At 69.2% G+C, this 21,220-nt stretch carries 19 protein-coding genes; 9 read left to right on the forward strand and 10 right to left on the reverse strand.

Annotated elements, in window-relative coordinates; genetic code table 11:
* Nucleotides 1-7 precede the first annotated feature (7 nt).
* Together CFB47_RS26405 and gtdA are read right to left on the reverse strand one after the other, a co-directional pair.
* A complete protein-coding gene (locus CFB47_RS26405) occupies nucleotides 8-706 on the reverse strand; it encodes a fumarylacetoacetate hydrolase family protein (protein ID WP_089462786.1) in 699 nt (232 codons plus the stop codon).
* A 97-nt stretch (nucleotides 707-803) separates the two neighbouring features.
* A complete protein-coding gene (gene gtdA / locus CFB47_RS26410) occupies nucleotides 804-1,847 on the reverse strand; it encodes a gentisate 1,2-dioxygenase (protein WP_089462787.1) in 1,044 nt (347 codons plus the stop codon).
* A gap of 163 nt (nucleotides 1,848-2,010) precedes the next feature.
* Here gtdA and CFB47_RS26415 point away from each other — a divergent pair, with 163 nt between their 5' ends.
* Nucleotides 2,011-2,955 (forward strand): LysR family transcriptional regulator, encoded by a 945-nt coding sequence (locus CFB47_RS26415; RefSeq protein WP_089462788.1) that lies wholly within the window; start codon nucleotides 2,011-2,013, stop codon nucleotides 2,953-2,955.
* Between the two features lie 115 nt (nucleotides 2,956-3,070).
* On the opposite strand, the gene CFB47_RS26420 is transcribed toward CFB47_RS26415, so the two are convergent.
* The 4 genes from CFB47_RS26420 to CFB47_RS26435 all read right to left on the reverse strand — a co-directional run bounded on the left by CFB47_RS26420 (nucleotide 3,071) and on the right by CFB47_RS26435 (nucleotide 6,890).
* The gene (locus CFB47_RS26420) at nucleotides 3,071-4,345 is read right to left on the reverse strand and encodes an FAD/NAD(P)-binding oxidoreductase (RefSeq protein ID WP_089462789.1); all 1,275 of its coding nucleotides are present in this window, start codon (nucleotides 4,343-4,345) and stop codon (nucleotides 3,071-3,073) included.
* Nucleotides 4,342-4,575: a 2Fe-2S iron-sulfur cluster-binding protein gene (locus CFB47_RS26425; RefSeq protein ID WP_089462790.1), complete on the reverse strand. Its 234-nt coding sequence runs from the start codon at nucleotides 4,573-4,575 to the stop codon at nucleotides 4,342-4,344. The genes CFB47_RS26420 and CFB47_RS26425 overlap by 4 nt, the downstream gene beginning before the upstream one ends.
* A 258-nt stretch (nucleotides 4,576-4,833) precedes the next feature.
* The gene (locus tag CFB47_RS26430; protein ID WP_089462791.1) at nucleotides 4,834-5,961 is read right to left on the reverse strand and encodes an FAD-binding oxidoreductase; all 1,128 of its coding nucleotides are present in this window, start codon (nucleotides 5,959-5,961) and stop codon (nucleotides 4,834-4,836) included.
* Nucleotides 5,958-6,890: a 4-hydroxyproline epimerase gene (locus tag CFB47_RS26435; protein WP_089458965.1), complete on the reverse strand. Its 933-nt coding sequence runs from the start codon at nucleotides 6,888-6,890 to the stop codon at nucleotides 5,958-5,960. The genes CFB47_RS26430 and CFB47_RS26435 overlap by 4 nt, the downstream gene beginning before the upstream one ends.
* Before the next feature lie 251 nt (nucleotides 6,891-7,141).
* On the opposite strand from CFB47_RS26435, the gene CFB47_RS26440 reads away from it, so the two are divergent.
* The 5 genes from CFB47_RS26440 (at nucleotide 7,142) to ilvD (ending at nucleotide 14,808) form a co-directional block, all read left to right on the forward strand.
* Nucleotides 7,142-8,062 (forward strand): dihydrodipicolinate synthase family protein, encoded by a 921-nt coding sequence (locus CFB47_RS26440; RefSeq protein ID WP_006484863.1) that lies wholly within the window; start codon nucleotides 7,142-7,144, stop codon nucleotides 8,060-8,062.
* 229 nt (nucleotides 8,063-8,291) lie between these two features.
* The gene (locus CFB47_RS26445) at nucleotides 8,292-9,917 is read left to right on the forward strand and encodes an APC family permease (protein ID WP_089442697.1); all 1,626 of its coding nucleotides are present in this window, start codon (nucleotides 8,292-8,294) and stop codon (nucleotides 9,915-9,917) included.
* A gap of 75 nt (nucleotides 9,918-9,992) precedes the next feature.
* The gene (locus CFB47_RS26450; RefSeq protein ID WP_089462792.1) at nucleotides 9,993-11,576 is read left to right on the forward strand and encodes an aldehyde dehydrogenase (NADP(+)); all 1,584 of its coding nucleotides are present in this window, start codon (nucleotides 9,993-9,995) and stop codon (nucleotides 11,574-11,576) included.
* A gap of 1 nt (nucleotide 11,577) precedes the next feature.
* Nucleotides 11,578-12,600 (forward strand): Ldh family oxidoreductase, encoded by a 1,023-nt coding sequence (locus CFB47_RS26455; RefSeq protein WP_089442699.1) that lies wholly within the window; start codon nucleotides 11,578-11,580, stop codon nucleotides 12,598-12,600.
* A gap of 348 nt (nucleotides 12,601-12,948) precedes the next feature.
* Complete coding sequence (gene ilvD / locus CFB47_RS26460; RefSeq protein WP_089442700.1) at nucleotides 12,949-14,808, forward strand: dihydroxy-acid dehydratase; 1,860 nt, start codon at nucleotides 12,949-12,951, stop codon at nucleotides 14,806-14,808.
* Between the two features lie 147 nt (nucleotides 14,809-14,955).
* Here ilvD and CFB47_RS40710 read toward each other — a convergent pair whose 3' ends face one another.
* Complete coding sequence (locus tag CFB47_RS40710; protein ID WP_143330867.1) at nucleotides 14,956-15,810, reverse strand: SH3 domain-containing protein; 855 nt, start codon at nucleotides 15,808-15,810, stop codon at nucleotides 14,956-14,958.
* 33 nt (nucleotides 15,811-15,843) lie between these two features.
* Nucleotides 15,844-16,272, reverse strand: coding sequence for a hypothetical protein (locus CFB47_RS26470; protein WP_089462793.1), 429 nt, complete (start codon nucleotides 16,270-16,272; stop codon nucleotides 15,844-15,846).
* Between the two features lie 296 nt (nucleotides 16,273-16,568).
* On the opposite strand from CFB47_RS26470, the gene CFB47_RS26475 reads away from it, so the two are divergent.
* Together CFB47_RS26475 and CFB47_RS26480 are read left to right on the forward strand one after the other, a co-directional pair.
* Nucleotides 16,569-18,104, forward strand: coding sequence for a sigma-70 family RNA polymerase sigma factor (locus tag CFB47_RS26475; RefSeq protein WP_089462794.1), 1,536 nt, complete (start codon nucleotides 16,569-16,571; stop codon nucleotides 18,102-18,104).
* Between the two features lie 181 nt (nucleotides 18,105-18,285).
* On the forward strand, nucleotides 18,286-19,188 hold the full coding sequence (locus tag CFB47_RS26480; protein WP_089462795.1) for a helix-hairpin-helix domain-containing protein: 903 nt from the start codon (nucleotides 18,286-18,288) through the stop codon (nucleotides 19,186-19,188).
* Nucleotide 19,189: 1 nt separating this feature from the next.
* Here CFB47_RS26480 and CFB47_RS26485 read toward each other — a convergent pair whose 3' ends face one another.
* Complete coding sequence (locus CFB47_RS26485; RefSeq protein ID WP_143330868.1) at nucleotides 19,190-19,876, reverse strand: hypothetical protein; 687 nt, start codon at nucleotides 19,874-19,876, stop codon at nucleotides 19,190-19,192.
* 199 nt (nucleotides 19,877-20,075) lie between these two features.
* Nucleotides 20,076-20,501, reverse strand: coding sequence for a helix-turn-helix domain-containing protein (locus CFB47_RS26490; protein WP_089442706.1), 426 nt, complete (start codon nucleotides 20,499-20,501; stop codon nucleotides 20,076-20,078).
* A 140-nt stretch (nucleotides 20,502-20,641) separates the two neighbouring features.
* Here CFB47_RS26490 and CFB47_RS26495 point away from each other — a divergent pair, with 140 nt between their 5' ends.
* Nucleotides 20,642-21,139 (forward strand): DUF2938 domain-containing protein, encoded by a 498-nt coding sequence (locus tag CFB47_RS26495; protein WP_089458006.1) that lies wholly within the window; start codon nucleotides 20,642-20,644, stop codon nucleotides 21,137-21,139.
* Nucleotides 21,140-21,220 lie beyond the last annotated feature (81 nt).

Raw genomic sequence — 21,220 nt, forward strand, 5'->3', positions numbered from 1 at the left:
AGATGCGTCAGACCACGCGCACGGTCAGTTCACCGAGCCGTTCGACGCCGACCTTCATCACGTCGCCCGCGACCACCGCGCCGACGCCTTCGGGCGTGCCCGTGAAGATCACGTCGCCCGGTTCGAGGCGGAAGAACTTCGACAGGTCGGCCACGGTTTCCGCGACCGACCAGATCAGGTGCGACACGTCGCTCTTCTGCTTCGTCGCGTCGTTGACGGTCAGCCACAGGCCGCCCTGCTCGAAATGACCGACGTCGCTCGCCGGATGCACGGGCCCGATCGGCGCCGAGCGGTCGAATGCCTTGCCGATTTCCCACGGCCGGCCCATCTCGCGCATCTTCATCTGCAGGTCGCGGCGCGTCATGTCGAGGCCGACCGCGTAGCCCCACACGTGTTCGAGCGCGCGCTCGAGCGGGATGTCCGAACCGCCCTTGCCGATCACCGCGACGAGCTCGGCTTCATAGTGATAGTTCTGCGTCTGCGACGGATACGCGAGATCGAGCGTTTCGCCATACGCGACCGGCACGATCGAGTCGGCCGGCTTGCAGAAGAAGAACGGCGGCTCGCGATCCGGATCGAAGCCCATTTCACGTGCATGGGCCGCGTAGTTGCGACCGACGCAATACACGCGGCGTACCGCGAACTGCGCGTCGCTGCCGGCGACGGGGAGCGCCACGGGCGCTTCGGGCGGGAAAACGAAAGTCATGAATGGCTCCAGCGTCAATACGAATGAAGGGGGCGCGCCGCCGCAGCGACGCGCGGAAAACGAGAAACGGGAAACGAATCGTCGAAACCGGCCGGTGTCAGTCGCGCGCTTCGCGCAGCAGGTTCAGCGCGGACAGCACGGGCCGGTCGGAATAGCTGAACAGCACGCTGTCGGACGACGCCGACAGCCGCACCGGCGCCCACGACGGCGCGACGAAGATGTCGTGCGGCTCGAATTCGAATGCATGGCCGCCGATATGCGCGGTGCCGCGGCCTTCGACGACGCAGTAGATCGTCGCGTCGGTGCTGCGGTACGTGCGGCCGTCGAAACCGGCCGGCAGGAACTGCATGAAGGTGGCGATCGTCGGCATCGGCCAGCCGCCCGTCGCAGGGTTCACATAGCGCAGCTTCACGCCGTCCCACGCATCGAGCTCGCCGTTCCGGTACAGCGCGTCGAGCGCTTCGCGGGTGCGGGCATACGGGTAGCTGAATACCGGCGACGTCGGATCGCTCGCGCGATGCCGCACCGGCACCATGTTGTGACCGAAGCGCGCGAAGCTGTCGCCTTCCGGTCGATTCACGGGCTGCACGGCCTCCGGGTAGTTCTCCGCGAAGCCTGCGTCGAGGTTCGCGAGCAGCGGGATGTCGAGCCCGTCGAGCCACACGACCGGCTCGCCGCCCGCTTCTTCCGGCGGGTTGCCGTGGTCATGCCACGCCCACGACGGCGTGATGATGAAGTCGCCCGGATGCATCGTCGTGCGCTCGCCGTTCACGGCCGTCCACGCGCCACGCCCTTCGACGATGAAGCGCAGCGCCGACTGCGTATGCCGGTGGCTCGGCGCGATCTCGCCCGGCAGGATCAGCTGCAGGCCCGCGTACAGGGTCGGCGTCATGCTCGACTTGCCGGGCAGCCCCGGGTTCTCCAGCACCAGCACCCGGCGCACCGCCTCTTCCGCGCTGATCACGCTGCCGGCCTGCATCACGAGGTCGCGAACCTGCGCGTACTTCCAGATCGCGGCCTGCGCGGCCGGCTGCGGGGTTTTCGGCACGAGGTTGTGCAGCGATTCCCACAGCGGCGCCAGGCGTTGCTCGGCGATCCGTGCGTAGTAGGCGGCGCGCGACGCGTCCGGGTGGGTCGTCATGATGTCTCCTTGGAGTCGGCCGATCGGCGTCGGCGCTATGTCGGGGCGGGACGGTGCTGCAGTCCGTTAGCTGATTTATATTCGACCCAGACATACCCGGTAAAATGGTCAAATCATCTGATCCATATATTTCCGGATATACCTACTCGCGACGAGGCATGCGATGGACTGGACCCACCGGCTGCGACTGCGGCATCTGCAGGTACTGTTGAGTCTTGCCGGCACCGGCAATCTGAGCCAGTCGGCGGTCGCGCTCGCCACCACGCAGCCCGCGCTGTCGAAATGGCTGAAGGAACTGGAAGAAGACGTCGGGCTGCCGCTGTTCGAGCGGCATGCGCGCGGCCTGCGGCCGACGCCGTACGGCGAAGCGCTGATCGAGCATGCGCGCCGTGTCGAAGCGCAGCTCGACATCGCGCGCGACGACATGGCCGCGCTACGGGAAGGCGGCAGCGGCCTCGTGACGATCGGCACGTCCGGCGTCGCGGCGGCCGATACCGTGCCGCTCGCGGTGTCGCAGCTGCTGAAACGGATGCCGCGCGCGCAGGTGCGGATGACCGAGAGCACGATGAACCAGCTGATGCCGCAGCTTGCACGCAGCGAACTGGACATCGTCGTGGGCCGCTCGGGGTCGACCTCCGTCGATCCGCTGCTGCTTACCGAAGCGCTGTATGTCGATCCGGTCGTGTTCGTCGCGCGGCCCGACCACGCGCTCGCCGGTGCGACGTCGGTCGGCTGGGACGACGTGCTCGCCTATTCGTGGATCGTGTGGCCGTCGGGCACGCCCGTGCACAACGCGCTGGAGGCCGCGCTGTCGGCCGCCGGCCGCGTACGGCCGCCGCACTGTGTCGAATCGAATTCGTCGATCCTCAACCTCACGCTGCTGAACAACACCGACCTGCTCGGCGTGGCGTCGCATCGCGCTGCGCAGCGCTTCGCGCAATTGAACGCGATCCGGATCCTGCCGATGCAGCTCGAGGGCCAGGGCGCGGTGTCGATGTACTGGCACCCCGACAGCGCGAATCGCGCGGCCGTGGCCGCGACGATCGAGTGCCTGCGCGCCTGTGCGGCACCGCAGGTCGGCGGATGGGAGAAAGTGAAGGTGGAATGAATGGCACGGCCCGGTGTCAACCGGGCCGTGGGACCGTGGGACCGTGGGACCGTGGGACCGTGGGACCGTGGGACCGTGGGGCCGTGGGGCCGTGGGGCCGTGGGGCCGCGACGCGTCACGCGCCGTCGCAGGATGCCGTACCGTCCAGCATCAGCGTGCCGACCCGCGCGGGCACGAGCGGCGTGCGCGGCACCGGCGGCGTCCAGCCGAACAGCGCCTGCGCGGCGGCGCCGCACACACGGCCCTGACACGCGCCCATCCCGCAACGGGATTGCAGTTTCGCGGCCGTCCAGCCCGGCGCTTGCGCGACGGCATCGAAACGCACGTCCTCGCAACGGCACAGCAACGTGTCGGCCCGCGCGAGCCGGCGGATCGGCTCGCGGATTGCGAAGCGCTCGCGTACGGCATCGGCAAACGCCTGCCAGTGCGCCCGCTGCGTAACCAGCGCAGCCAATTGCGCCGTCTGCCCGGTCGCCGCCAAACCGGCGATTTCGCCTTCGACCATCGCCAGTTCGCTGCCGCCGACGCCCGTGCACTCGCCCGCCGCAAAAACACCATCGCGGCTCGTGCGCTGGTGCACATCGACCGCCACCGCGCCGTTATCGATCCGGCAGCCGAGATGACTCGGCAGCACGGTATTCGGCACAAGCCCGAAGCCGCACGCGAGCCGGTCGCAGTCGACGTCGAACTCGCGATCGCCCTGACGAATTCGCACGCGTTCGAGCCGCTTGGCGCCGAACGCCTCGACGACATGCGCATCGGGTCGATAGGCGCCGGTGACGAGCTTCGCGGCCTGCGCGAGCTTCGACGGCCAGCGCCACAGCCCCGCCCCGAACCCGGCCACGTCGCCCCACGTGGCCTGTTCGAGCACGTGCGACACGCGCGCGCCGGCCTGACGGGCCGTCGCCGCGCTCGCCAGCAGCAGTGGCCCGCTGCCCGCGATCACCGTGCGCTGCCCGCGCACGTCGAGGCCGTACTTGATCAACGCCTGCAAACCGCCCGCACCGGTGACGCCCGGCAGCGTCCAGCCCGGAAACGGCAACAGCAACTCGCGTGCGCCGCAACACAGAATCAGCGTGCGGAAGTCGAGCAACAGCGCGCGCTCGTCGTCTTCGAGCAGCAGCGTGCCCGGCTGCGTCTCAGCGACGATGCGCGTCGCCGCGAGATGCGTGACGTTCGGCTGCCGCAACACGGCGAGCCGCGCGGCGGCGGCCGGCGTCGGCGTCGGCGTCGTCGCCGCGCCTTGCCGCCAGATCTGCCCGCCTGCGCGCGGATTGTCGTCGACGATCGCAACCGTCGCACCGCTGCGCGCGGCGGCCCGCGCGGCCGACAGCCCGGCCGGCCCCGCACCGACGATCGCGACGTCGACGCTCAGTCGTTCCTGTTTCATCGCGTGCGCTCCACCTGCATCCCGTCGCGACACAGTGTCTGGCAAGCCAGCCGGCGACGGCCATCGATCGTCATCCTGCACTCCTGGCAGATGCCCATTCCGCAAAACGGCGCACGCGCCGCGCCCGTGCACGACACGCGCGTCGTGTCGTCGCCGCTCGCCGCGACGGCGGCCGCGACGGTCGAGCCGTCGGCCACCGTCAGCGCGCGGCCGTCCAGATGAATGATCATGTCAGCCTCCGCCGGGCCGCCCCAAGGAGGCTGACCACCCCCACGGGGGGCGCCGTGCATGGGACCGGAGTCAGCGCTGAAGCGCCAACACCGGTCGACAGCGAACGAAGAGAGCGTGAGGGTCGTTTCATCTCAGCCTCCGTCGAGCCGCCCGAACGGGGTTAACCGCCCCCGCGGGAAGCGTCGCGCATGGGACTGGCGCAAGCGCTGAAGCGCCAACACCGTTCGACAGCGAGCAAAGTGAGCGTGGGGGTCGTTTCATGTCAGCGCTCCGGCGACGAGGGACGCGCTCAGGAAGCGTCCCGGCAAATACGGTTCGATATCGATGGGCGGCCGTTCGCCGGCCATCAGCGCAGCGACCAGCCGCGCGCTGCCCGGTGCGGTCGTCACGCCGAGCCCTTCGTGCCCGACCGCGAGCCACACGCCCGGCCGCGCCGGATGCTCGCCGAGCAGCGGCAGCCCGTCGGGGCTCGCGGAACGGAACCCCGTCCATGCGCGGATCCCGTTCAGGTCGGCGAGGTCCGGCAGGTAACCCACCGCGCGGCGCAGCATGCGCGCGAGCACGGGCGGGTCGACTTGCGCGTCCTCGGTGTCGAACTGGCGCGACGACCCGATCAGCAACTGGCCGGTCGGCCGCGGCTGCACGTTGAACGCGACCGACGTGCCGTCGCTCGCATGCGCGCTCGCGGCGTAACCCAGCTCGACGAGCTGATGCGACACCTGGCCCGGATAGCGGTCGGTGATCAGCAGATGGCCCTTTTTCGGGCGCAGCGGCAACTCGGGCAGCAGCGTGCGCGCGGCCACGCCGTTCGCGACGACCACCCGTTCCGCGCGCAGCGTGTCGCCGCTCGCGAGCGTCACGCTCGGGCCATCGACTGCCACGGCCCGGTCGCGCCGGAGCGTGATGCGCGGCGCGCGCTGCAGCAGCCAGTTCGCGGTGACGGGCGCATAGAGGATCGCGTCGCCGGGAATCTTCAGCGCACCGCCGAGGCCCGCGCGCAGCATTGGCTCCAGTCGCGCGAGCGTCGCCGCGTCGATCAGTTCGCCCGCCACGCCATGCGCGGCCAGCGTCGACTGCTTCGCGCGCGCCAGATCCATTTCGTGCGCATCGGCAGCGAGCCACAACGTGCCGCAGTTGCGGTACGCGCACCCTTCGGGCATCTCGCCGCTCAGCGCGCGCCACAGTTCGATCGAGTAATGGCTGAGCGCAAGTTCGGCCGCGTTGTCGTCCATCGCGACGAGGTGCCCCATGCCCGCGCCGGTTGCCCCGCCGCTCGCGTCGTCGACGACGAGCACGCGCAGCCCGCGCTGCGCGAGTTCGTGCGCACACGCCGCGCCGACGATGCCGGCGCCGATCACGACGACATCCGTCTTCGTGTCGCTCACGGCGCAATACCCCAGCCGAATGGATCGTCTTCCTCGATCAGCAGCGTCGCTTCCGCGCTCAGGTGCGCGCTGCCGCGAATCGTCGGCACGATGCCGCCGTCGGCCGGCTCGTAGCTCGCCTGGAACACGCTGCCGATCACGCTCGCCTGCCGCCATACGGCGCCCGGTTCGAGCTTGCCGTCGGCCGCGAGGCACGCGAGCTTCGCGCTCGTGCCGGTGCCGCACGGGGAACGGTCGTACGCGAGGCCCGGGCACAGCACGAAGCTGCGGCTGTCGTGTTCGGGATCGTCGGCGAACAGCTCGATATGGTCGATCTCGCCGCCGTTCGCGCCGGTGATGCCCGCGCGTTCGAGCCCTTCGCGCACGGCCGACGCATACGCGGTGAGCGCCGCGACGTTGTCGCCGGCCACGCGCTGCCCATGGTCGCTGATCAGGAAGAACCAGTTGCCGCCCCACGCGATGTCGCCCTTCACGGGGCCGTAACCCGGCACGTCGAGCGCGACGCCCTTCGCATGGCGATACGCGGGCACGTTGCGCACGCTGACCGACAGGTCGTCGTGCAGCGTCGCCTCGACGGTGCCGACGGGCGTCTCGATCCGGTGCACGCCGGGCGCGATGCGCCCCATATGGTGCAGCGTGCGCACGACGCCGATCGTGCCGTGCCCGCACATCCCGAGATAGCCGCTATTGTTGAAGAAGATCACGCCGGCCGCCGCCTCGGGCGACACGGGTTCGCACAGCAGCGCGCCGACCAGCACGTCGCTGCCGCGCGGTTCGAGAATGCAGGCGGTGCGGTAACGGTCGTGTTCGCGCGCGAGCACGTCGCGGCGCTCGGCCATGGTGCCGCTGCCGAGCGCGGGGAAACCGGACACGACGAGCCGAGTGGGTTCGCCGCCCGTGTGCGAATCGATGATCTGGATGCGCTTCATCATGAGCCGTCCGAAGTGGGGAAAGGAGCACAGCTTCCTCCGTCGCGCGTCCGCCCGCTTGTGGCTTTTCGATGAGGACGACGACGAAATCGGCATAGCGCGAAGCGCCCTTCCCGCGCGGCCCGGCCGCTGTGCCGATTTCGTCATTTTGCTCCGCGATACGACTCAAGCGTGATGGGCATTTGCGCGGCGATACTGGTTGCCACACCGACACCTGTCGGCCGACCGATACAAACACGTAGGAGATTGAAGTGAGCCGAAACGCCATTCAGTGGACCGGGGTTTTCCCGGCCGTCAGCACCCAGTTCAAGCCGGACTTTTCCCTCGACATCGATGCCACGCACCGCGTGGTGAAGAACCTGGTGAACGACGGCGTATCGGGCCTCGTGGTCTGCGGCACGGTCGGCGAGAACACGTCGCTGTCGACGAGCGAGAAGCTCCAGGTGATCGAGGCCGCACGCGACGCGGCCGGCGGCAAGATTCCGGTGATCGCCGGCATCGCCGAATTCACGACCGAATTCGCGCGCAACACGGTGCGTGAGGCGCAGCGCGTCGGTGTCGACGGCGTGATGGTGATGCCCGCGCTGGTCTACTCGGCGAAGCCGCACGAAACCGCCGCGCACTTCCGCGCGGTCGCGACCAGCACCGACCTGCCGGTGATGGTCTACAACAACCCGCCGATCTACAAGAACGACGTGACGCCCGACGTGCTGATCGCGCTGCAGGATTGCGAGAACATCGTCTGCTTCAAGGATTCGTCGGGCGATACGCGCCGCTTCATCGACCTGCGCAACGCGGTCGGCGATCGCTTCGTGCTGTTCGCGGGCCTCGACGACGTCGTGGTCGAGAGCATTGCCGTCGGCGCCGAAGGCTGGGTGTCGGGCATGTCGAACGCGTTCCCGAAGGAAGGCGAGACGCTGTTCCGCCTCGCGAAGCAGAAGCGCTTCGACGAAGCGCTCGCGCTGTATCGCTGGTTCATGCCGCTGCTGCACCTCGACGCACGCCCCGACCTCGTGCAGTGCATCAAGCTGTGCGAAGAGCTGGTCGGCCGCGGAAGCGCGATCACGCGGCCGCCGCGCCTCGCGCTGCAGGGCGACACGCTCGCGGAAGTGAAGGCCATCGTCGCGAAGGCGCTCGAAACGCGCCCGGCGCTGCCCGACGTCGGTCTCTGATCGACTCCCCCTGCGGCGCGCGGGCTTTCCCCCTGCACGCCGCCGTCTACGGTCCGGCATGGCCTGCGGGCCCGTTCATACCGGCGCCCGAGCGCGCCGCGCGTGAACGCCCCGCAGCCCGCCCCGGTCGTTCGAACCGGGCGACGCCGGCCGGCAGGCTCGCGCCGCTGCTCCGTCGGAGCGCGGCGCACCTCGAGCCTGTGCCGATATTCCTCCAGGAGACACGCCCATGCCAGGCCAAGGCAACGCTCACCCGTCTGTCCCGCTTTCCCGTTCCGCGCACCCCGACGCGGGTCACGGCAAGTTCAAGAAACAGCTGTCGCTGACCGATCTCACGTTCATCGGTCTCGGCGCCATTTTCGGTTCGGGGTGGCTGTTCGCCGCGAGTCACGTGTCGACGATCGCCGGCCCGGCCGGCATCTTCTCGTGGCTGCTCGGCGGCTTCGCGGTGCTGCTGCTCGGCATCGTCTACTGCGAACTCGGCGCCGCGCTGCCGCGCGCGGGCGGCGTCGTCCGCTACCCGGTGTTCTCGCACGGCCCGCTGCTCGGCTACCTGATGGGCTTCATCACGCTGATCGCCTTTTCGAGCCTGATCGCGATCGAAGTCGTCGCCGCGCGCCAGTATGCGGCCGCGTGGTTTCCGGGCCTGACCGCCGCAGGATCGAGCGACCCGACCACCCTCGGCTGGCTCGTGCAGGCCGCGCTGCTGGGCTTCTTCTTTTACCTGAACTATTCGAGCGTGAAGACGTTCGCGAAGGCGAACAACATCATCAGCATCTTCAAGTTCATCGTGCCGCTGGCCGTGATCGCGGTGCTGTTCACGTTCTTCAAACCCGCGAACCTGACGATCCAGGGCTTCGCGCCGTTCGGCATGCCGGGCATCGAGATGGCGGTGTCCGCGGGCGGCATCATCTTCGCGTACCTCGGGCTCACGCCGATCGTGTCGGTCGCGAGCGAGGTGCGCAATCCGCAACGCACGATCCCGATCGCGCTGATCCTGTCGATCCTGCTGTCGACGCTGATCTACGTGCTGCTGCAGCTCGCGTTCATCGGCAGCATCCCTACGCAGATGCTCGCCGCCGGCTGGCACGACGTGAGCAAGGCGTTCTCGCTGCCGTACCGCGACATCGCGCTGGCGCTCGGCGTCGGCTGGCTCGCGGTGATGGTCGTCGCCGACGCGATGATCTCGCCGAGCGGCTGCGGCAACATCTACATGAACGCGACGCCGCGCGTGGTCTACGGCTGGGCGAAGACGGGCACGTTCTTCAAGGTGTTCACGCGCGTCGACGAAGCGTCGGGCATCCCGCGCGCGGGCCTGTGGCTCACGTTCGGCCTCGCGATCTTCTGGACGCTGCCGTTCCCGTCGTGGGAAGCGCTGATCAACATCGTGTCGGCCGCGCTGGTGCTGAGCTATGCGGTCGCACCGGTGTCGGTCGCCGCGCTGCGCCGCACCGCACCCGACCTGCCCCGGCCGTTCCGCGCCAGCGCGTTCGGCATCACCGGCCCCGCGTCGTTCGTGATCGCCGCGCTGATCGTCTACTGGTCGGGCTGGAGCACGGTGTCCTGGCTGCTCGGCCTGCAGATCGTGATGTTCGTGATCTATCTCGCGTGCCGCCGCTGGGTGCCGACCGCGCACCTGAGCCTCGCCGAGCAGGTGCGCTCGTCCGCGTGGCTGATCGCGTTCTATGCCGCGATGATCGTGCTGTCGTATCTCGGCGGCTTCGGCGGCACGGGCCAGCTTGCGCATCCTTACGACACGGTCGTCGTCGCGGCCGTCGCGCTCGTCATCTACTACTGGGGTGCGAATACCGGCGTACGCTCGGAGAAGCTGCAACTCGACGACGACGAGGACTGACGCATCCGCGACCTTTTCCATGATCCCTTCGGCCGGGCGCTCCACGCCCGGCTCCTGTTTTTTCCGAGGAAAACCATGCAACTCACAGGTCAGCTCCTGATCGGCCCGTCCGCCGTCGCCGGACAGAACGGCACCCTCCACGCGATCGCCGCCGCCACCGGCGAACGGCTCGAACCCGCCTTCGGCGGCGCGAGCCTGCACGACCTGGAGACGGCCTGCGCGCTCGCCGACGACGCCTTCGACACCTATCGCGAAACGTCGCTCGACGCCCGCGCCGCGTTTCTCGACGCGATCGGCCGCCACATCATGGCGCTCGGCGACGACCTGATCGAGCGCTGCGTCATCGAAACGGGCCTGCCGCGCGCGCGCATCGAAGGCGAGCGCGGCCGCACGGTCGGCCAGCTCGCGCTGTTCGCGTCGCTCGTGCGCGACGGCGGCTTTCTCGACGCGCGGATCGATCCGGCGCGCCCCGAGCGCAAGCCGCTGCCGCGCGTCGACCTGCGTCTGCGCAACGTCGCGGTCGGGCCCGTGGCCGTGTTCGGTGCGTCGAACTTCCCGCTCGCGTTCTCGGTCGCCGGCGGCGATACCGCCTCGGCGCTCGCGGCCGGCTGCCCGGTGATCGTCAAGGCGCATTCGGCACATCCGGGTACCTCGGAACTCGTCGGCCGCGCAATCCAGCAAGCCGCGCGTGAATGCGGGATGCCGGCCGGCGTGTTCTCGCTGCTGTTCGACGCGTCGCGCGAGATCGGTCAGGCGCTCGTCGCCGATCCGCGCATCAAGGCCGTCGGCTTCACCGGCTCGCGCCGCGGCGGCGTCGCGCTGATGCACATCGCGGCCGCGCGCCCCGAGCCGATTCCCGTCTATGCGGAAATGAGCTCGATCAATCCCGTGCTGCTGTTTCCCGCCGCGCTCGACGCGCGCCACGATGCGATCGCGCCGCAGTTCGTCGCGTCGCTCACGCTCGGCGCCGGACAGTTCTGCACGAACCCGGGCCTCGTGCTCGCCGTCGACGGGCCCGCGCTGCGCGCATTCGAGGAATCGGCCGCCGCCGCGGTGCGTGCCGCGCCCGCTCAGACGATGCTGACGCCGCCCATCCACGCCAGCTACGAACAGGGCGTCGCGGCGCTGCGCGATCACGCGGCCGTCGAGCTGCTCGCACAAGGCGCCGAAGGCAACCGCCTGCAGGCCCGCGCGGCGCTGCTCGCGACCTCGGCCGACGCGTTCGTCGCGCATCCCGAATTGCGCGACGAGGTGTTCGGTCCCGCTTCGCTGATCGTGCGTTGCCCGGACGCCGACACGCTGCATCGCGTGCTGAAGTCGCTCGAAGGCCAGTTGACGATCGCCGCGCATCTCGCCGACGGCGACGCGCCGCTGTTCGCCGCGCTGCGCCCGCTGCTCGAGCGCAAGGCCGGCCGCATTCTCGTCAACGGCTTCGGCACGGGTGTGGAGGTCGGCCATGCGATGGTGCACGGCGGCCCGTTCCCGGCCACGTCCGATACGCGGACGACGTCCGTCGGCGCCCGCGCGATCGAGCGCTTCCTGCGTCCGGTGTCGTATCAGGACCTGCCTGACGCGCTGCTGCCGGACGCGATCCGCAACGGCAATCCGCTGAACGTGCCGCAACGCATCGACGGCGTGCCCGCGCCGCGGGAGGCGTGAGATGACCGCATCCACCGACGAAATCGTCCTGTCGCTCGATGAAGTCCACGCGCTCGCGCTGCGCGTGCTGACGCACCACGGGATGTCCGACGCGCATGCGCGTGCCATCGCCAACGTGATCACGCAAGGCCAGCGCGATGAATGCCATTCGCATGGCGTGTACCGGCTGCTCGTTTGCGTGCGTTCGCTGAAGAAGGGCAAGGTCGATCCGCAAGCCGTGCCGACGCTGCGCCGGCTGTCGTCGTCGATCGTCTCGGTCGACGCCCATCGCGGCTTCTCGCTGCTGAGCTTCGAGACCGGGCTGCCGGTGCTCGTCGAGATGGCGAAGCAGCACGGCATCGCCGCGATGACGATCAACCACTGCTACCACTTCTCCGCGCTGTGGCCCGAGGTCGAGGCCATCGCGGCCGAGGGGCTGGTCGGCATCGCGATGAACCCGAGCCATAGCTGGGTTGCACCGGAAGGCGGCAAGGAGCCGGTGTTCGGCACGAACCCGATCGCGTTTGCATGGCCGCGCCCGGGCGGCGTGCCGTTCGTGTTCGATTTCGCGACGAGCGCGATCGCGCGCGGCGACATCGAGCTGCATGCGAAGCAAGGCAAGGCGATCCCGCCGGAATGGGCGATCGACGCCGACGGCCGGCCGACCACCGACCCGAAAGCGGCGCTGCAGGGTGCGATGCGTACGTTCGGCGGCCACAAGGGGTCGGCGCTCGCGGCGATGGTCGAACTGCTCGGCGGCGCGCTGATCGGCGACATGACGAGCCGGGAATCGATGGACTTCGACGAAGGCGTCGGCGCGACGCCGTGCCATGGCGAGCTCGTGATCGCGTTCGACCCGAAGGTGTTCCTCGGCGACGATCTCGACACGGGGCTCGCGCGCGGCGAACGGATGTTCGAATCGATCGTCGCGCAGGGTGCGCGGCTGCCGTCGCAACGCCGCTTCGACGCCCGTGCGCGCAGCCTCGCGAACGGCGTGCGGATTCCGAAGGCGCTGTACGACGAGATCCTGACGCTGCTCGACTGACGCGCGATCGAGCGGCGCGGCTTCGTCGTCGGCAAGACGGGCGATGAAGCCGCGGCCGGGCTGCGCTGGCGATGGCCGGCTGCCGGCTTCGCGTGTTCCTGCCATTCCGTCTTCGCGTCGCGCTTTGTTCGCTTTGTTCGGTTCTTTCGGCTTGTACGCCCACGCGCTGCCCGCCGCGCGCCACCTGCACCGGTCGGCCTTACCCGCCGGCGCCGCCCGCCCGGCGGCTGTGGGATAATCACGAAGTTTGCCCAGGGCGCAGCTCAAGAGGTTGTTCGCACGGGCGCGAGAGAGGCCTTTATTCCCGTGCCTCCACCCTTTTCCCGCGATATTTCTTCAGCAACGACCATGCCCACTTACCGTTCCAAAACCTCCACCGCTGGCCGCAACATGGCAGGGGCGCGCTCGCTCTGGCGCGCCACCGGCATGAAAGACGACGATTTCTCGAAGCCGATCATCGCGGTCGTCAACTCGTTCACGCAGTTCGTGCCGGGGCACGTGCACCTGAAGGATCTCGGCCAACTGGTCGCGCGCGAGATCGAGGCTGCCGGCGGCGTCGCGAAGGAATTCAACACGATCGCGGTCGACGACGGCATCGCGATGGGCCACGACGGCATGCTGTATTCGCTGCCGAGCCGCGACATCATCGCCGACTCGGTCGAATACATGGTGAACGCGCACTGCGCGGACGCGATGGTCTGCATCTCGAACTGCGACAAGATCACGCCGGGGATGCTGATGGCCGCGATGCGCCTCAACATCCCGGTGATCTTCGTGTCGGGCGGCCCGATGGAAGCGGGCAAGACGCGCCTCGCGAACCCGGTCACCAAGGCCATCGAGGTGAAGAAGCTCGACCTCGTCGACGCGATGGTGATCGCGGTCGACCCGTCGTATTCCGACGCCGAAGTCGCCGAAGTCGAGCGCTCGGCCTGCCCGACCTGCGGTTCGTGCTCGGGCATGTTCACCGCGAACTCGATGAACTGCCTGACCGAAGCGCTCGGCCTGTCGCTGCCCGGCAACGGCACGGTGGTGGCCACCCACGCCGACCGCGAGCAACTGTTCAAGCGCGCCGGCCGTCGCATCGTCGAACTCACCCGCCAGCACTACGAGCAGGACGACGAACGCGTGCTGCCGCGCTCGGTGGGCTTCAAGGCGTTCGAGAACGCGATGACGCTCGACATCGCGATGGGCGGTTCGACCAACACGATCCTGCACCTGCTGGCGATCGCGCAGGAAGCCGGCATCGACTTCACGATGAAGGACATCGACCGCCTGTCGCGCGTCGTGCCGCAGCTGTGCAAGGTCGCGCCGAATACGAACAAGTACCACATCGAGGACGTGCACCGCGCAGGCGGCATCATGGCGATCCTCGGCGAGCTCGACCGCGCCGGCAAGCTGCACACCGACGTGCCGACCGTGCACACGCCGACGCTGAAGGACGCGCTCGACCAGTGGGACATCGTCCGCACGCAGGACGACGCGGTCCGCACGTTCTACCAGGCCGGCCCGGCCGGCATCCCGACGCAGGTCGCGTTCAGCCAGAACACGCGCTGGCCGAGCCTCGACCTCGATCGCGCCGAAGGCTGCATCCGCTCGTACGAGCATGCGTTCTCGAAGGAAGGCGGCCTCGCCGTGCTGACGGGCAACATCGCGCTCGACGGCTGCGTGGTGAAGACGGCCGGCGTCGACGAGAGCATCCTCGTGTTCGAAGGCACCGCACATGTGACCGAATCGCAAGATGAGGCCGTCGACAACATCCTGAACGACAAGGTCAAGGCCGGCGACGTGGTGATCGTGCGCTACGAAGGCCCGAAGGGCGGCCCCGGCATGCAGGAAATGCTCTACCCGACCAGCTACATCAAGTCGAAGGGCCTCGGCAAGGCATGCGCGCTGCTGACGGACGGCCGCTTCTCGGGCGGCACGTCGGGCCTGTCGATCGGCCACTGCTCGCCGGAAGCGGCAGCGGGCGGCGCGATCGGCCTCGTGCGCGACGGCGACAAGATCCGCATCGACATCCCGAACCGCACGATCAACGTGCTGGTGTCGGACGAGGAACTGGCGCGCCGCCGCGAAGAGCAGAACGCCAAGGGCTGGAAGCCGGCGCAGCCGCGTCCGCGCAAGGTGTCCGCTGCGCTGAAGGCCTACGCGAAGCTGGTCATGTCCGCCGACAAGGGTGCGGTGCGCGACCTGTCGCTGCTCGACGACTGATCGGGGTAACAACCCAAAAGGCCGGCTGCTTGTAACACCTAGCCGGTCGGGCTGCGGACCATACGACCGCCCGCTCGCCCGATCCAGAAGCCGCTCTCCGGAGCGGCTTTTTTTTCGTCCGGCGCCAGTGGAAAGCGCCGGGCATCGTCAGTGACGGAATTCTTCCGGACCGCCGCCGCCACCTCCGCCACCACCACCGCCGTGGCTTCCGCCGCCGTTCCCGCCGCCTTGCGGTCGCGCGCCACCGTATCCACCGCCACCACCCCCACCACCGCCCGGATGCACCGGTACCGGCATCGAGCGGCCCTCACCGCCCGGCGCGGGCGGCGGACGCATGACGGCAGCCGGTGGCGGATGCATGACGGCCTGCGGCGGCGCTGCCGGACGCGGATTGCCGGCTGCACCCGGCATCGGCGCAGGCGCGGGCGCAGCCGGCTGCGGTGGCGTGCGAATCGCGCCGTTCCAGCCGCCGCGTGCAGCGGACGGCCGCGCGTCATGCACGGGGGGCGGGCCGCCCGGTGCGGCCTGCGGCGGGCCACCCGGTTGCAGGCGCCCCTGTCCCGGCGGCACGCCGCCGGGGCCGAGCCGCGGTTCCGCGCGGTGTTCCCACCGATCGCGGTCATGGAACCACGGCCGGTGACGGTAGTAGCGATCCCAGTACGCACCGATCGCGAACCCCGTGATCGGCACGCCGATGATCGCACCGTATTCGACCAGCGGCGCGTAACCGCCCTGGTACGGATAGTCGATCAGTTGCGCGTCGATCCAACCGCGCGCGCCCGGCAGCGCGACGTCGCACCACGTGTAGTCGCTCAGGCAGCCGAACACGTCCAGCGCGGTGCCCGGCGGGATCTGCGCGACGACCGGATAGTCGGGCGCGGGCCCGGCGAACAGTTCGGCCGGCGCATTCGTGTAGCCGGTGCTCTGTGCCTGTGTCATACCCGGCACGGCCGCGAGGCCGAGCAGGACGACGCACAGACTTCGGACAATCGTGTTCCTCATGATGCTCTCCCGCGCGGTGCCGCCGCGCGCCGGTCAATGCCGATGCCCGCCCCAGCCGCCACCCCAGTGGCCGCCGCCCCACGGACGATGCCAGTACCCGCCGCGTCCACGCCAGCCGCCGCCCCATCCGCCCCAGAAACCGACCGAGATCGCCGGCGCGCCCCAGCCGTACCAGCCCGGGTAATACGCGGGGGCATAGTACGGATACGGATAGGGATAGGGATACGGCGGCGGATAGGCCGGCGCGACGTAGACGGGAGCCGGATCGACCACCGCCGCTCCCGGGCCCGGCGAAGTGGTGGCCGGTGCAGCCGGCGTGACGGGGATCTCGCGCTGCGTCAGCGTGGCCGGCGCCGGCGTGTAGTACGGCGCATAGCCATACGGACTCGTGTAATAACAGCCGCCGAGGGTCAGCGTCGTCAATGCGAATACCGCATACCTCGCGGCAGGAATCGGGGTCATCGGTTACTCCGGCAGAATCCGCGCATCGCCGCCAGGCGCGCGCCTGACTCTAGCTTACGTCCCCTGCAGATTTCCGCTCGGTATGATCGGTTACTTTTTGTTTCCTGCACTGGACAGGGCGCGGGCATGCCGCGTGCTGGCCCGACTGCCACGCTCGCGTTGAAGTTCGCGCAAATGCCCTCAACTTGAACGATGTCAGGCTGGCCGGCGCGGACGGGGTTCGCGAGCAACCGGCAGCCCGAAACCAGCGGACTTCGGCCCGCCCAGACAGGAACGCGGCTCACGCCGCCATCGACATGACTACGCCACGCCCCACTCCCCGGGCGGACACGCCGCTCGATCCGATCATCCAGTTGCTGGCGCTCGCCGGCGAACAGGGTTATCTGACCCACGCCGACCTCGTCGACGCGCTGCCGCCCGAAAGCGACAGCCCCGACGCGCTCGACGTCGTGCGCGCCGCGCTCGCCGACATCGGCATCGCCGTGCTCGACGAGACGGCCGCGCCTGCGCCGTTCGCCGGCTCGGCGCCTGTCGACGTCGATCGCGATGCGCTCGACGAAGGCCGCGCGATGCTCGGCGACCTCGCACGCGGCACGAGCGCGTCCACCGATCCGCTTGCCCTCTACATGCGCCGCATGCAGGCAGTGCCGCTGCTCACGCGCGAAGGCGAAATCGTGCTGGCGCGCGAGATCGAGACGGGCCGCCACCAGATCCTGCACGCGCTCGCCGGCTATCCGGCGGCGGTGGACGCGCTGCTCGCGCGTCATCGCGCGACGGCTTCGACCGGCGCAGCCGGGTCGTCCGACGACGACGCCGGCGACACGCCTGCGCCGGCCAGCTACGACGCGCTGCAGGCGGCCGTCACGGCCTTGCGCGGCGCGTTGCACGCGCACGGCTACCGCTCGGACGAATACCGTGACGCCCGCAACCACGTCGCCGCCCTGCTCGGCTCGATCGCGTGGGTCGCACCGGCCGTCGACGACGCGAGCGGCGTCGTGCGCACGCTCGCATCCGCGCCGCAACACGCCGCCGCGGGCGAAGCCGCCTGCTTCGACACGGTCGCACGGCGGGCACTCGCCGCCGCGCTGGCAGACGGCCAGCAGAAAGTGCGCGACGCCACGCGCGCGATGCTCGAGGCGAACCTGCGGCTCGTGCTGTCGATCGCGCGCAAGTACATGAACCGCGGCGTCGACCTGCCCGATCTCGTGCAGGACGGCAGTCTCGGCCTGATGCGCGCGATCGAGAAATTCGAATACCGGCGCGGGTTCAAGTTCTCGACCTATGCGACCTGGTGGATCCGCCAGGCGATCGCGCGCGCGGTCGCGGATCGCGCCCGCACGATCCGCGTGCCCGTGCACGTCGGCGACCAGTACCAGCGGGTGCGGCGGCATGCGCTGCGTTTTCGGCAGCGCACGGGCCGCCGGGCGACGCCGGCCGACCTCGCGGCCGAAACCGGCCTCGACGAGGACAAGCTGCGCGCGGTGCTCGCGCTGCCTGCCGAGCCCGTGTCGCTCGACGCGCCGCTGCCCGACGCGGATACCGGCCTCGTCGAGCTGATCGAGGACCAGGCGTCGGCCAGCCCGTTCGAGCAACTGGCCGACACGCGGATGCGCGAATGCGTGAGGTCGCTGCTCCGGTCGGTCACGCCGGCCGAGGCCGACGTGCTGCGCCGGCGGTTCGGGCTCGGCGGCGCCGAGCCGGACACCTACGACGCGATCGCGCAGGACGCCGGCATGTCGCGCGAACGCGTGCGGCAGATCGAGAAGCGGGCACTCGCCGCGTTGCGCACGGCCGCCGAGGCCGAGAACGCGCAGTCGTTCCTCGACGCGTGACGGCATCACGCGACGCACGGTCGTGCCGCTTTCCGGCACGACCGTGCGCATCGAACCTGTGCTACGTTTGCCATTGACGTACGTCAAGTTTTCTTCATCGCGTGTCGCGACAATGATGAAAAGCCGACCGGCGCATCGTTCGCCGTGTCCATTCCGTTTGTGCTTCCCCGGGTCCCTCGCCATGCAGACGACCGTCAGCCAAACGTTTGAGGAAAACCGCCATATCGCGGCCTGCCTGCGCGAGGCGGCGCAGCGGCTGGCTGACCAGGGCGCGAATCCGTACCGGGTCGCCGCGTACCGCGCGTCGGCCGAAACGGTCGACGCGCTCGACCTCGACATCCGCACCCTGTTCGAATCCGGTGGCGTCGATGCGCTCGGGATGCTGCCCGAGGTCGGCACGGGCGTCGCCCAGGCGATCGCCGAGCTGCTGGTGACGGGGCGCTGGCGCCTGCTCGACCGGCTGTGCGGCGACGCCGAGCGCACCTCCGCGTTCGAAGCGGTGCCGGGCATCGGCCACGCGCTCGCGCTGCGCATTCACGACCTGCTGCACATCGATACGCTCGAGGAACTCGAACGCGCGGCCCGCAACGGCCAGCTCGAAACGATCTCGGGCGTCGGCCCGCGGCGCGCGGCCGGCATCCGCGCCGCGCTCGACGACGTGCTGAGCCGCCGCCGGCGCTGGCAGGGCCACGTGCAGGACGCCGGCCCCGGCACCGAGCCGCCCGTCGAACTGCTGCTCTACATCGACCGCCTGTACCGCAACAAGGCCGCCGCCGGCGTGTTGCCGACACCGGGCTTCGTGCAACGCGTCACCGCGCATCGGCGCCCGAATGCGGACGACGGCGTGCCGCGGCCCGTGATGCACATGACCAAGGGCGGCTGGCATTTCACCGCGCTGTGCCTGCATGCCGCGATGCGCACGCCGGAGGCGTCCCGCCCGACGGACTGGGTGTCGCTCTACTTCTACGACGCCCTGCAGCGCGAACACCAGCGCACCGTCTTCACCGAAACGTACGGCTCGCTCGTCGGCAAGCGCATCGTGCGCGGGCGCGAGCAGGAATGCCGCGTGTACTACGCGGGCTGAGTCAGTCGTCGCCGGTTTCGTCGATGTCGAACGGGACGTCGAGCACCGACGCGATCTGGCGAAAGGCCTGGTTGAGCGAGCGCGAATGACGGCTGGCACGGTTCACCCCGAGATCGAACCCGGTCGAATACGCGTCGTAATCGGTCCTGTGCTCCCGCTTCGGCACGTCGAACCAGAACGTCACCATGTAGTCGCCGCTCCAGCGAACCGGCATCACGTGCGTGAGTCGCAATCTCGTGATTGCGCCATGACGAAACCGGAAGCTGTCGTCGCCGACGCGAAACCCCGACCACGCGCCGTCGTTCGACACGAAGACTGTCAGTGTTTCGTCCGGCGGCGCGGCAGGCAAGCCGTCTGCCGCGGCGAGGTCGTCCGCAGACACCATCGCCGCGCCCGAACCGTCGCGCCCCGTCTCGACATCCACGTACGCTTCGATCGCCTGCTTCGCCTTGTCGTAGAAGCGGCGCGTGACCTCGGACCGCTCAACGTCGGCCGTCAGAACCAGTTGCTTGAATCGGGCATGCGCTCCGTATCGAAGCGGCACATCAGGCGTGTCATCGGGCCCGTCAACCGGTTCGTCATCCAGACTATCGGACGGCGCGGTCGCGTCAGCCTGCCCAGCCAGCCCAAGCCGCCGCGTCACCCGGTCCACCACCCACATCAGCAGCGCAGTCTGCGTCGCCAGCACGCCGACCAATGTCGCCCAACTGGCGAGAGACCCGTAATGCGGGCCAACCTTCGATGCCGCATACACAGCCGGAAGTACACAAAACACAACCCAAATCCACACGCGGCCCCCCCTGTTGTTCCTGTTTTAGATGCCCGGTAAGGCATGGCTTGGCGCGCCACCCTGCCGCCACGCCAACCCGCCGAAGCCCGCTCGCCGCCTACGCGCCGTCCGTCTTCGTACGGCGCGCCGGATGGCGATGCGCGGCGATCCGCAGCAGCTTCTGGAACGACGGGCATTCGAGATGGTTCGATGCCGGGCACACGGCCGCATGCCGCAACGCATCGCGCACGGCGCCGAGACGGCGGATCGTGCGATCGAGTTCGTCGGCCTTGCCGTCGAGCTTCGCGCGATCGATCGCAGGCAGGCCGTCCGTGCCGACCATCGCGAGGATGTCGTCGAGCGAAAAACCGGCCTCGCGGCCCAGTGCGATCAGCGCCAGGCGCTCCAGCACCGACTCGTCGTATTGCCGCCGCAGCCCGTGGCGGCCGATCGGCACGATCAGCCCTTTTTCCTCGTAATAGCGCAGCGTCGACGCGGGCAATCCCGAGCGTCGCGCCACCTCTGCAATGTCCAGCCGGCTCATGCTTGACCTCAAGTGAACTTGAAGTTGCAAGATAGTCGTTCGACTCCATGAAGACAAGCCCCGACTGCCATGAAACCGTTGAGACCACGCTGTATTCCGCTGCGCGACGCAGCCTGTTCCCTTCTCTGCGGAGGGACGCGATGAGCCTGCCCGCCCTCCTGCTCGACCTGCTGCTGATCGGCACGGGCGCCACGCTCGTGATGGATCTGTGGACGCTATTCCGGCGGCGTGCATTCGGCATTCCGTCGCTCGACTATGCACTGGTCGGCCGCTGGATCGGTCACATGATGCACGGCCGGTTCGGGCATGCGTCGATCGTCGCCTCGGCACCCGTTCCCGGCGAACGCGCGCTCGGCTGGGTCGCCCATTACGCGATCGGCATCGCGTTCGCTGCACTGCCTCTCCTGATCGCCGGCCAAGGGTGGATCGACGCACCGACGCCGCTGCCGGCCCTCGTCGCCGGGCTCGCGAGCGTCGTCGCCCCGTTCTTCGTGATGCAGCCGGCGTTCGGTCTCGGCATCGCGGCGTCGCGCACACCACAGCCGGGCGTCGCGCGCCGGCGCAGCGTCGTCGCGCATCTGTCGTACGGAGTGGGGCTCTATCTTGCGGCGTACACGCTCGCGGCGCTGGCCCGTTGAGCACATGGACGCCCCAAGGCCTTGACAACTGGCGTCGGCTCAACCGAGCGGACATCGACACCCACGCAAGCGCTGTGTCGA

Origin of the sequence: Burkholderia sp. AU27893 (genome assembly GCF_002223205.1) — a bacterium.
Taxonomy (GTDB): Bacteria; Pseudomonadota; Gammaproteobacteria; order Burkholderiales; family Burkholderiaceae; genus Burkholderia.

Excerpts from the sequence above, each read along its gene's own strand:
- CFB47_RS26405 (WP_089462786.1), bottom strand. The coding sequence starts at position 706 with ATGACTTTCGTTTTCCCGCCCGAAGCGCCCGTGGCGCTCCCCGTCGCC.
- gtdA (WP_089462787.1), bottom strand. The coding sequence starts at position 1,847 with ATGACGACCCACCCGGACGCGTCGCGCGCCGCCTACTACGCACGGATC.
- CFB47_RS26415 (WP_089462788.1), top strand. The coding sequence starts at position 2,011 with ATGGACTGGACCCACCGGCTGCGACTGCGGCATCTGCAGGTACTGTTG.
- CFB47_RS26420 (WP_089462789.1), bottom strand. The coding sequence starts at position 4,345 with ATGAAACAGGAACGACTGAGCGTCGACGTCGCGATCGTCGGTGCGGGG.
- CFB47_RS26425 (WP_089462790.1), bottom strand. The coding sequence starts at position 4,575 with ATGATCATTCATCTGGACGGCCGCGCGCTGACGGTGGCCGACGGCTCG.
- CFB47_RS26435 (WP_089458965.1), bottom strand. The coding sequence starts at position 6,890 with ATGAAGCGCATCCAGATCATCGATTCGCACACGGGCGGCGAACCCACT.
- CFB47_RS26445 (WP_089442697.1), top strand. The coding sequence starts at position 8,292 with ATGCCAGGCCAAGGCAACGCTCACCCGTCTGTCCCGCTTTCCCGTTCC.
- CFB47_RS26450 (WP_089462792.1), top strand. The coding sequence starts at position 9,993 with ATGCAACTCACAGGTCAGCTCCTGATCGGCCCGTCCGCCGTCGCCGGA.
- CFB47_RS26455 (WP_089442699.1), top strand. The coding sequence starts at position 11,578 with ATGACCGCATCCACCGACGAAATCGTCCTGTCGCTCGATGAAGTCCAC.
- ilvD (WP_089442700.1), top strand. The coding sequence starts at position 12,949 with ATGCCCACTTACCGTTCCAAAACCTCCACCGCTGGCCGCAACATGGCA.
- CFB47_RS40710 (WP_143330867.1), bottom strand. The coding sequence starts at position 15,810 with ATGAGGAACACGATTGTCCGAAGTCTGTGCGTCGTCCTGCTCGGCCTC.
- CFB47_RS26470 (WP_089462793.1), bottom strand. The coding sequence starts at position 16,272 with ATGACCCCGATTCCTGCCGCGAGGTATGCGGTATTCGCATTGACGACG.
- CFB47_RS26475 (WP_089462794.1), top strand. The coding sequence starts at position 16,569 with ATGACTACGCCACGCCCCACTCCCCGGGCGGACACGCCGCTCGATCCG.
- CFB47_RS26480 (WP_089462795.1), top strand. The coding sequence starts at position 18,286 with ATGCAGACGACCGTCAGCCAAACGTTTGAGGAAAACCGCCATATCGCG.
- CFB47_RS26490 (WP_089442706.1), bottom strand. The coding sequence starts at position 20,501 with ATGAGCCGGCTGGACATTGCAGAGGTGGCGCGACGCTCGGGATTGCCC.
- CFB47_RS26495 (WP_089458006.1), top strand. The coding sequence starts at position 20,642 with ATGAGCCTGCCCGCCCTCCTGCTCGACCTGCTGCTGATCGGCACGGGC.